The following is an 8799-nucleotide window of genomic DNA, read 5'->3' as shown; positions in this document are numbered from 1 at the left end:
GCCTGTTCACCAACGGCGACGGCCATGCCTGCTTCTTCGTCGGCGACGGTATCGACCACACAACGGTCCATGCCGTGGCGCCCGAGCCGCTGATCGCGCGCCAGTGGTACCTGCTCTCGGGAAGCTGGAATGCGGAGACGAAGGAAATCCGCATCGTTCAGCGCATGGTGCATCCCGTGGCGACGATCCCGGCGCGCTGCGAGGCGAGCGCGGACGCCTCGGCCGTCACCGACGTGCGCAATCCCGGCGCGGCCTTCCTGGTCGGCGCCTACAACAACCGCAACGAGGCAGGCTGGTTCCCCGGCGGCCACGTCAACGGCAAGCTCGAGCGCCCGGTGCTGAGCCACGGCCTGCTTTCGGACGACGAGGTGCTGGCGCTCGCCGGCGGCCCCGTGCCCGGGGCGCTGAAGAAGCGCGTCGTGCTCGCCTGGAACTTCGCCATCGACATCCCGACCGATCGTCTGGCCGACATTTCCGGCAACGGGCTCGACGGTGTCGCCGTCAACCTGCCCATGCGCGCCAAGACCGGGCACAACTGGGACGGCACCCAGCATCGCTGGACCGACGATCCCGAGCAGTGGGGCGCGATCCACGTCGTCGAGGACGCGCTCTACGACTGCGGCTGGGAAAGCGACGTCGAGGCCGCCATCCCGCCCGGCACGAAGAGCGGCCTCTATGCCGCCAAGCTGGAGCGCGAGGGCAGCGAGCCCTATTTCATTCCCTTCGTCGTGCGCCCGGAGAAGGGCAGGACCAGCGCGCCGCTCTGCGTCGTGCTGCCCGATGCCAGCTACCTCGCCTACGCCAACATCGAGGAGGTCTTCGACCCCGGGCTCGACTACCAGTTCAACCGCGTTGCGCGGCTGGGCGTCGACGACCTGCAGCAGAACGCCCATCCCGAATACGGCGTCTCGATGTACGGCTTCCATGCCGACGGCACCGGGCCGCACTACAGCTCGCGCCTGCGCCCGGTCGCCAACCTGTCGCCGACCAACGAATCGCTCTGGCAGCTTTCGGCCGACATGCACCTGATCGCCTGGCTGGAGCACGCCGGCATCGCCTACGACATGATCTGCGACGAGGACATCGACCGCGAGGGCGTCGACCTGCTGAGCCAGTGGCCCTGCGTGATGACCATGAGCCACCCCGAATACACCTCGACGCGCATGCACGATGCCTACACCGGCTTCTGCGCGCGCGGCGGGCGCCTGATGTACATGGGCGGCAACGGTTTCTACTGGCGCGTCGCCTACCGTGACGACAAGCCCGGAGCAATCGAGATGCGCCGCGCCGAGGACGGCATGCGAAGCTGGATCGCCGAGCCGGGCGAATACTACATGAGCTTCACCGGCGAGATGGGCGGCCTGTGGTGGCGTGCCGGACGCACGCCCCAGAGCCTGGTCGGCAACGGCTTCATCGCACAGGGCTTCGACCGCTCAAGCCCCTACCGGCGCAACCCCGAGAGCCGCGATCCCCGCGCCGCCTGGATCTTCGACGGCATCGAGGGCGACATCGTCGGCGACTTCGGCCTGCTCGGCGGCGGCGCGGCGGGCTGGGAACTCGATGCCGCCGATCCCCTGCGCGGCACGCCGCCCCATGCGCTGGCCGTCGCCAGCTCCTTCGACCACAGCGATGCCGTGCTCTTCGTCGTCGAGGAGATCGGCCACATGCACCCGATGATCACCGGAAGCCTGCAGCCCGCCATCAAGGCCGACATGATGTTCTTCGAGACGGCGGGCGGCGGCGCGGTCTTCTCGACCGGCTCCATCGCCTATGTCTCGGCCCTGCCCTGCAACGGCTTCGACAACAACATCGCCCGGCTCACCGCCAACGTCGTGAAGCGCTTCTGTGATCCCGAGCCCTTCCCCGTGGCGGGCTAGCAGGGTGGCCGCACGCCTTGCCGCCCTGCTGCTGCTCGCCCCGCTGCTGGCCTTCGCCGCGGGCGGCATGGAGAAGGACGAGGACGAGGCCCCGGTCTTCAACGATGTCCTGCTCTTTGCCGAGGTCTACGACTATGCCTTCGGCGGCCCGGAGACGAGCCTGGGGCTGACCTGCGTCGGCACGGCGGGCGATGCCGACCCGCTGGACGCGACCGAACGGGCCCAGCTCAACGCCCGCTACGGCGCGCCGCGGCCCGACTGGCGCGGCTTCGTGCCGCTCGCCGAATGCCGGGCCCTGCGGGCGGAAGCCAACGAGGACGGCCCGAGCTTCACCGAGCTCGTCAACGACGGTACGCCCGAGGCCTTCGCCGGCCGCGCCGACGTCCACCTCTTCACCATGACCCGCTTCTGCGGCACCGGCTGCGGCAGCATCGACCACTTGACCGTGATCGAGGAGCCGACCGGCTACCGCCCGATCTGGGGCGTGCCCCGGATCGACGCCTCCGGCACGATCGTCTTCGACAACATCGAACAGAAACCCTGAGAGGATTCGCCGCACGCGGAGCCGCGGAGAACGCGGAGCAGCATCCCCTCTCCCCTCGCGGGAGAGGGAGCATGTGAAGCTCTCCGCGCTCTCCGCGTCTCCGCGTGAGAATCCCCCTCAGTGCGAGTTGCGCGGGATGTGGGTGCGGACCTTCTGGAAGGCGGTGGCGAAGTCGAAGCACATGCCGGTGTTGAGCGGCCCCACCTTCTCCCGGTAGAGCGCCTGCCAGGGCGTCTGGCTCTCGGGCACGTCGATGGTGGCGGCGCGCGCCTCCCACTCGTCCTGCGGCACGATGGCGTTGGCCGTGCGGGCGTTGAGGTCGATGACCAGCCTGTCGCCGGTCCGCAGGCGCGCGAGGCCGCCGCCCGCGGCGGCCTCCGGCGCGGCATTGAGGATCGAGGGTGCGTTCGAAGTGCCCGACTGGCGCCCGTCGCCCATGGTCGGCAGTTCGCGGATGCCCTGGCGGATCAGGCGGTCGGGCGGCTGCATGTTGACGACCTCGGCGGCACCGGGATGGCCGATGGGCCCGGCCCCGCGCACCACCAGGATCGAGCGCTCGTCGCAGGGGAGGTCGGGATCGTTGATGCGGGCGCGGTAGTCCTCGGCGCCGTCGAAGACGACCGCCGTGCCCTCCATGATGTTCTCGCGGCCGGGCACCTCGAGCCATGCCTTGCGGAAGGCCTCCGAGATCACCGAGGTCTTCATGATGGCGCCGTCGAAGAGGTTGCCCGAGAGCACGAGGAAACCGGCGTGCTCCTTCAGCGGGTTGTCGAAGGGGCGGATTACATCGCCGTCGGGTGCGGCCGCCTCGGCGACGTTTTCGGCCAGCGTGCGGCCGGTCACCGTGGTCGCCGGGTCGAGCAGGCCGCGGTCGGCCAGGACCCTGGCCACCACCGGCACGCCGCCTGCCCGGTTGTAGGCTTCGCCGAGGTAACGCCCGGAGGGCTGGCAGTCGACCAGCAGCGGCAGGGCGTAGCCCGCCTCCTGCCAGTCCTGCAGCGAGAGTTCGGCGCCGACATGGCGCGCGATCGCCTGCAGGTGGATCGGCGCGTTGGTCGAGCCGCCGATCAGCGTGTTGACGCGGATGGCGTTGAGGAAGGCGCCGCGCGTCAGGATGTCGCTGGGCTTGAGGTCCTCCCAGACCATCTCGACGATGCGCTTGCCGGTGAGATAGGCCATGGCCGCGCGCCCGGCATAGGGTGCGGGAATCGAGGCGCAGCCGGGCAGCGACATGCCCAGCGCCTCGGTCAGGCTGTTCATGGTGAGCGCCGTGCCCATGGTGTTGCAGTGGCCCGGCGAGGGCGCGGCGCGGCAGGCGAGATCAATGAAGCCGGCATAGTCGAGTTCGCCGGTGGCGAGCTTCTTCCGCGCCTCCCACTTCACCATGCCGGAACCGGCGAGCCTGCCCTCCCACCAGGCATCCAGCATCGGCCCGCCCGAGAGCGCGATGGCCGGGATGTCGACCGTGGCGGCGGCCATCAGGCAGGCCGGCGTCGTCTTGTCGCAGCCGATGGTCAGCACGACGCCGTCGAAGGGATAGCCGTGCAGGGCCTCGACGAGGCCGAGATAGGCAAGGTTGCGGTCGAGCATGGCCGTCGGCCGCTTGCCCGTCTCCTGGATCGGATGCACCGGCACCTCGAAGGGTACGCCGCCGGCATCGCGGATGCCGTCGCGCACCCGCTTGGCAAGTTCGATGTGATGCCGGTTGCACGGCGACAGGTCCGAACCCGTCTGCGCGATCGCGATGATCGGCCGCCCGCCCTGCAGTTCCTCCCGCGTCAGACCGTAGTTGAGATAGCGCTCCAAGTGGATCGCCACGGAATCGGGATGGCTCGGATCGTCGAACCACAGCCTGCTGCGGAGGTCCTCAGGCTTCTTGCGGCGTGCGGTCATGGTGGGGCTCCAGGTGCCGTGGGAGAGTCTTCAACTCCACATATCGAGATCGTCGTTGGACACGCAAGACTGCGTCTGAATCAGCCGCATCGACTGGCCGGTTGATTTGCTATTTGTACGATAACAAGATTGGTTGATTACGAAGAGGGTGGCACGATGAGTGATCTTACAATGCACGCAAGGTCCATTGCGCGTCACTTTTTGCCGGGGGATTTCATAGCGAACCCGTCCTTGCTCAACGCGATGGACCGTAAAGTCGTTGTCGACAACGCAGTCACGATAGGCACTGATGGATTCGCAACCGTCGCATTTCTACAATCACGCCTCCGAGGAAAGACAATTTATCAGATCACTGACTTAGCTCAGCTTTTGGTGCTTCGTCATATTTCGAAGAATATTAGTCGAGTTACCGGCGCCAAGCAGGATAATCGCCAGTTCATCATTGAATGCGCCCGGACCATGCTTCGGGAAGGCACCGCCTATAGAGTTTATAAGTTTGATATTAAAGCGTTCTTCGAGAGCGTAAACATCGAGATGATTTTGGATCGTCTCAAGAATGACGAAGGATTCTCCGGGCAATCCGCAACCGCCCTGGACACTTTCTTCAGGGTTGCCAAGAGCTGCGGTGTCAACGGCCTTCCACGCGGCATTGGTCTCAGCGCCACCCTCGCCGAATATCTCCTGCAGCCGTTCGATGAAAGCGTTGCAGACAAACCGCAGGTCTGGTTCTACGTACGTTTCGTCGATGACATCTTTGTCGTCACCAGCGGCAGAGAAGACCGCGCTGAATTTTTACAGTACGTAAAAGCGGCGCTTCCTGACGGCCTAGAATTCAACGAGAAAAGTGAAATTTTCAATCTAACAAAATTCTCAAAATCCCAGACGGGACACGCTGCTTCGATCGATTTTCTTGGATACCGCTTCAATGTGAGTCATCCCGAACGATCAAAAGACAATAGCATAATGCGAAACGTTTCGCTCGATATTGCACCAGGGAAGGTGCGCAAGCTCAAGACGCGAATCGCGAAATCGTTGCTCCAGTTTTCGGTCGATGGCAATTACGATGATCTGCATGCACGCCTTCGGCTTATCACTGGAAATTTCAATTTTGTGGATCGGGCAACCGGTATCCGCCGAACTTCCGGCATATACTTTAACTATCCACTAATTGACATAGTATCATCCGAGGCTATCCCCAGTTTGGACAAATTCCTGCGAAACATGCTGATGTCGCCCCATCCCGGCAACAAGCTGCGTCCTGCCACTACAATGGCGCGGCGCCGCGAACTTGCGCGGCTTACGTTTCGGGACGGTCATAGGAAGAAACGCTTCTATTCCTTCGGGCCCGCCCGCTTGGTTGAACTCAGATCGGTGTGGCAGCATGCGTAAGCGCGTCATCGCTAAGGGCAATATCCATAGATCGGATCATCTCCGTGCATTGATTACCGACACAATGCCGGGTGATATTCCCATAATTATCTCTAATGATGGGTTTTACCGTAATGTCAAAGCAGATCCGCATCCCAATGTAGAACGCCGCGAATTTATTGATCGTCTATTTGACTCTCCGAAACCCTATACAAAGCCGTACCGCTACCACATTACCAAGGGCGGACGGTCTTCACGACAATTGAGTCTCATTCATCCAAGTGGCCAACTCGCGATCGCAAAATTTTATCAGGAAGACGGCCACCTCATCTGTTTTCATTCCAGAAAATCGAAGGCTTCGATCCGGTCTCCCAGCAAGGTTGGCAGCCTATTCTTTGTGAGGGGACCCTATAGTGAGCGTAATAAGTATAAGAAGGCCGGGATAGACACGGTCGATATCGAGACGACGGTTTCCAATCCCGCTTCGTATTTTTCCTACCGTGGGGTAACAAGAGTCTATAAATTCTTTAATTCTTCTGAATTTACTGAACTAGAAAAAAAATATTTAGTAATGTGCCTTGCAGATATATCAAAATGCTTCAATAGCATTTATACTCACACATTGTACTGGGCAACAGCAGATATTGATACGGCCAAGGATAATACGAACCATCAGACTTTTAGCAATCGATTTGATCGTTTGATGCAGTCAGTAAATTTCAATGAGACAAACGGGATATGTGTTGGTGCTGAAGTTAGCAGGGTCTTTGCTGAGTTGATTCTGAGTGAAGTAGATAAGCGTGTTATATCTCGTCTGGCGGCTCTCGGTTTCCAGTGGAAAGTCGATTATGAATTTCGACGGTATGTCGATGATTTTCTGATTTTCAGCCAGTCTGAAGAGGTCAGCGCAGATGTGCTTATGGCGATAGAAATGGAGCTATCCAATTTCAATCTGCATCTAAACAGAGAGAAAACATCTCTAGTACGTCGACCCTTTGTGACAGAGAAATCATGTTTGGTACGCGCTGCCGACAAGGCTCTTAAATCATTCTTTGAACGTTTCATTGTTGGTAATATTTCGAGTGACAGCGGCTATGGCTACAGCTACCCGGAACGCATCTGGCGACATCAGAATCTCCTCCGCCTCTTTCTTGATGACATTAAGACGAGCTGTCTCGACAAGGGTTGTGGGTATGACGCGGTTAGTGGCTACATCATTGGCGCCCTTTCCGCCCGGGTAATCGCACTGATCTCTAGTTTTGATCGGGCCATTCAACGAGAAAATGCAAAGCCTGAGGATTTTGTAGGAGCAATAGTATTATTGCTCGAAGCGATTTATTTTTTCTACAATGTCGACCCTACGACCTCATCCTCTCTTCGCGTTGCGCAATCTGCGATCCAGTCTTTCAATTTCATCAAAGAAAAAATTCCTGAGAGAACGCCATTTCTTCGGGAAAAAATTGTACTTTGGACATATCAATTCGTTATGGCCTTCAAGCACGGCGCAAAAATTCGTTCCGTCGGAGTCGTACCCCTTGAGGCAATCAATGTTCTTCTCGTGCTTGGGGAGGTGGGAATCAATGAGGCCTTGGGACAAAAGTCAATTTCGGACTTCTGCGAGCCGGTTGATAAAATGGAATATTTTGAGGTTATTTCGTATCTTTTCTGTATAAAAAACAGCAGTAATTTCACAAACTTGCGGAATTCTTTATATAAACGCGCTGAAGCCATATTATTGGGCCATGAAGACATACGAGTTGATGCCCAGTCAGCCTTTTTGGCGCTTGATCTCCTCGGCTGTCCATACATCGACCGTTCTAGGCGCGCAAAGCTCTTCAATAAACTGAGAAAGCAGATTGGCCTTGCGCAGGTCGCCGTCGCAAGCGCGCAGGCAGCCGTTGAGACATTCGAACACCAAAGTTGGTTCGTGCAATGGGATGATACTAATTTACTGCACATGATCCGAAAGAAGGAATTGAGTGCAGTTTACTAGAGTGGTATCCGTATTTCGAGTTCGTCCGGACGCTCCAGGTTCCCAATTCCGACCATCCATAGGATCGGTGGGGGTTGGTAACTTATACTGTGGGTTGGCTGAGCCAGTGTGAATTCAACTGGAGTGTGTCAGCGAAGCAGAGCCGAAAGGCACACACCTAATGCGGCCGGACGGGCTCACTTCCTTCCCTGAGGGTTAGGATTGGATCGTCTGGGGTCTCCGATCTCCATCCCCGCCCGGTATGCCGTCTCAAGGTGCCGTTCGTGCGTGCCGGTGTCGAAGGCGGCGTCGAGCAGGAATTCGATGCGGATCGGATCGACGCCGCAGTAGCCGAGGACGCCGCGGCGCCAGAGGTTGTCGAGGTCCTCGCCGTAGCCGCCCTGCGCCATCATCGCCGGGCTGGCACCGGTCGGGCACAGGAAGGTGCAGGGCCGCGCCTTCAGCAGGCTGCCTTCAGGATCGTGTTCCCAGTGATAGGCCCAGCCGTTCGACCACACGCGGTCGAGCCAGCCCTTGAACATGGCGGGCATGCCGTACCACCAGATCGGGAAGACGAAGCAGAGCGCATCGCAACGGTCGACGCGGGCCTGCTCGGCAAGCACGTCAGGCGGCATGGTGCCGCCCTCGAACTGCACGAAATCGCCCGCCTTGAAGACGGGATCGAAGCCCTCGGCGTGGAGGTCGGCGATCTCGACCGTGTGGCCGGCATCGCGCGCGCCCGCCGCGAAGCGGTCGACGACGGCGCCGGAGAAGGAATCCCGGCGCGGATGGCACAGGACGGCGAGCACATGCATGGCGTTCCCCCAGGTCGGCCGCCAGCCTAGCTGCCGGACGGCGCAGCGCCCACCGGCGATTGCGCACGCCGTGTGATGCCGTCTGGTCCCGGCCGCGCCGCCATGGCAGGGTCGCCGCCATGACCAAGCACGATCCGCGGGGCATGGCGCTCACCGCTGCCGGGACGGCGGCGGCCGGGGCCTACGAGACCGCGCTCCAGGACTACCTGCACTATCGCGGCGATCCGCTGGCGGCGGTCGAGGCCGCGCTGGCGCACGACCCGGCGATGCCCATGGCGCGGGTGCTGAAGGCCTACCTTCTGCTGCTCGCCACCGAGGCGCGCACCATGC

Annotated in this window: 7 protein-coding genes; 5 read left to right on the top strand and 2 right to left on the bottom strand. The window is 60.7% G+C overall.

Annotation, left to right across the window (positions count from 1 at the left end; all coding sequences use genetic code 11):
- Together KDH09_19305 and KDH09_19300 are read left to right on the top strand one after the other, a co-directional pair.
- Window positions 1-1877, top strand: a 1877-nt coding sequence (locus KDH09_19305) for a N,N-dimethylformamidase (protein MCB0221854.1), incomplete at its 5' end; no start/stop codon positions are given.
- A 4-nt stretch (window positions 1878-1881) separates the two neighbouring features.
- Window positions 1882-2421 carry a hypothetical protein gene (locus KDH09_19300; GenBank protein ID MCB0221853.1) on the top strand — a complete coding sequence of 180 codons (540 nt, stop codon included), beginning with the start codon at window positions 1882-1884 and terminating at the stop codon, window positions 2419-2421.
- Window positions 2422-2538: 117 nt separating this feature from the next.
- On the opposite strand, the gene KDH09_19295 is transcribed toward KDH09_19300, so the two are convergent.
- Window positions 2539-4314, bottom strand: coding sequence for a dihydroxy-acid dehydratase family protein (locus KDH09_19295; protein ID MCB0221852.1), 1776 nt, complete (start codon window positions 4312-4314; stop codon window positions 2539-2541).
- A 156-nt stretch (window positions 4315-4470) separates the two neighbouring features.
- Here KDH09_19295 and KDH09_19290 point away from each other — a divergent pair, with 156 nt between their 5' ends.
- Together KDH09_19290 and KDH09_19285 are read left to right on the top strand one after the other, a co-directional pair.
- The gene (locus tag KDH09_19290; protein ID MCB0221851.1) at window positions 4471-5703 is read left to right on the top strand and encodes an RNA-directed DNA polymerase; all 1233 of its coding nucleotides are present in this window, start codon (window positions 4471-4473) and stop codon (window positions 5701-5703) included.
- Window positions 5696-7675 carry an RNA-directed DNA polymerase gene (locus KDH09_19285; protein ID MCB0221850.1) on the top strand — a complete coding sequence of 660 codons (1980 nt, stop codon included), beginning with the start codon at window positions 5696-5698 and terminating at the stop codon, window positions 7673-7675. The genes KDH09_19290 and KDH09_19285 overlap by 8 nt, the downstream gene beginning before the upstream one ends.
- A 176-nt stretch (window positions 7676-7851) precedes the next feature.
- Here KDH09_19285 and KDH09_19280 read toward each other — a convergent pair whose 3' ends face one another.
- The gene (locus tag KDH09_19280) at window positions 7852-8469 is read right to left on the bottom strand and encodes an NAD(P)H-dependent oxidoreductase (protein ID MCB0221849.1); all 618 of its coding nucleotides are present in this window, start codon (window positions 8467-8469) and stop codon (window positions 7852-7854) included.
- A gap of 119 nt (window positions 8470-8588) precedes the next feature.
- Between KDH09_19280 and KDH09_19275 the strand changes: the two genes are divergently transcribed.
- Window positions 8589-8799 (top strand): tetratricopeptide repeat protein (locus KDH09_19275; protein MCB0221848.1); only part of this gene is annotated, 211 nt, incomplete at its 3' end.

The sequence above is a fragment of the Chrysiogenia bacterium genome, from assembly GCA_020434085.1.
GTDB lineage: Bacteria > JAGRBM01 > JAGRBM01 > JAGRBM01 > JAGRBM01 > JAGRBM01.
The sequence above is the reverse complement of the archived record's forward strand: the minus strand, read 5'-3'. Positions and strand labels throughout refer to the sequence as shown.

Coding starts and splice junctions, on each gene's coding strand:
- KDH09_19295 (MCB0221852.1), bottom strand. CDS start 4,314: ATGACCGCACGCCGCAAGAAGCCTGAGGACCTCCGCAGCAGGCTGTGG.
- KDH09_19280 (MCB0221849.1), bottom strand. CDS start 8,469: ATGCATGTGCTCGCCGTCCTGTGCCATCCGCGCCGGGATTCCTTCTCC.
- KDH09_19290 (MCB0221851.1), top strand. CDS start 4,471: ATGAGTGATCTTACAATGCACGCAAGGTCCATTGCGCGTCACTTTTTG.
- KDH09_19285 (MCB0221850.1), top strand. CDS start 5,696: ATGCGTAAGCGCGTCATCGCTAAGGGCAATATCCATAGATCGGATCAT.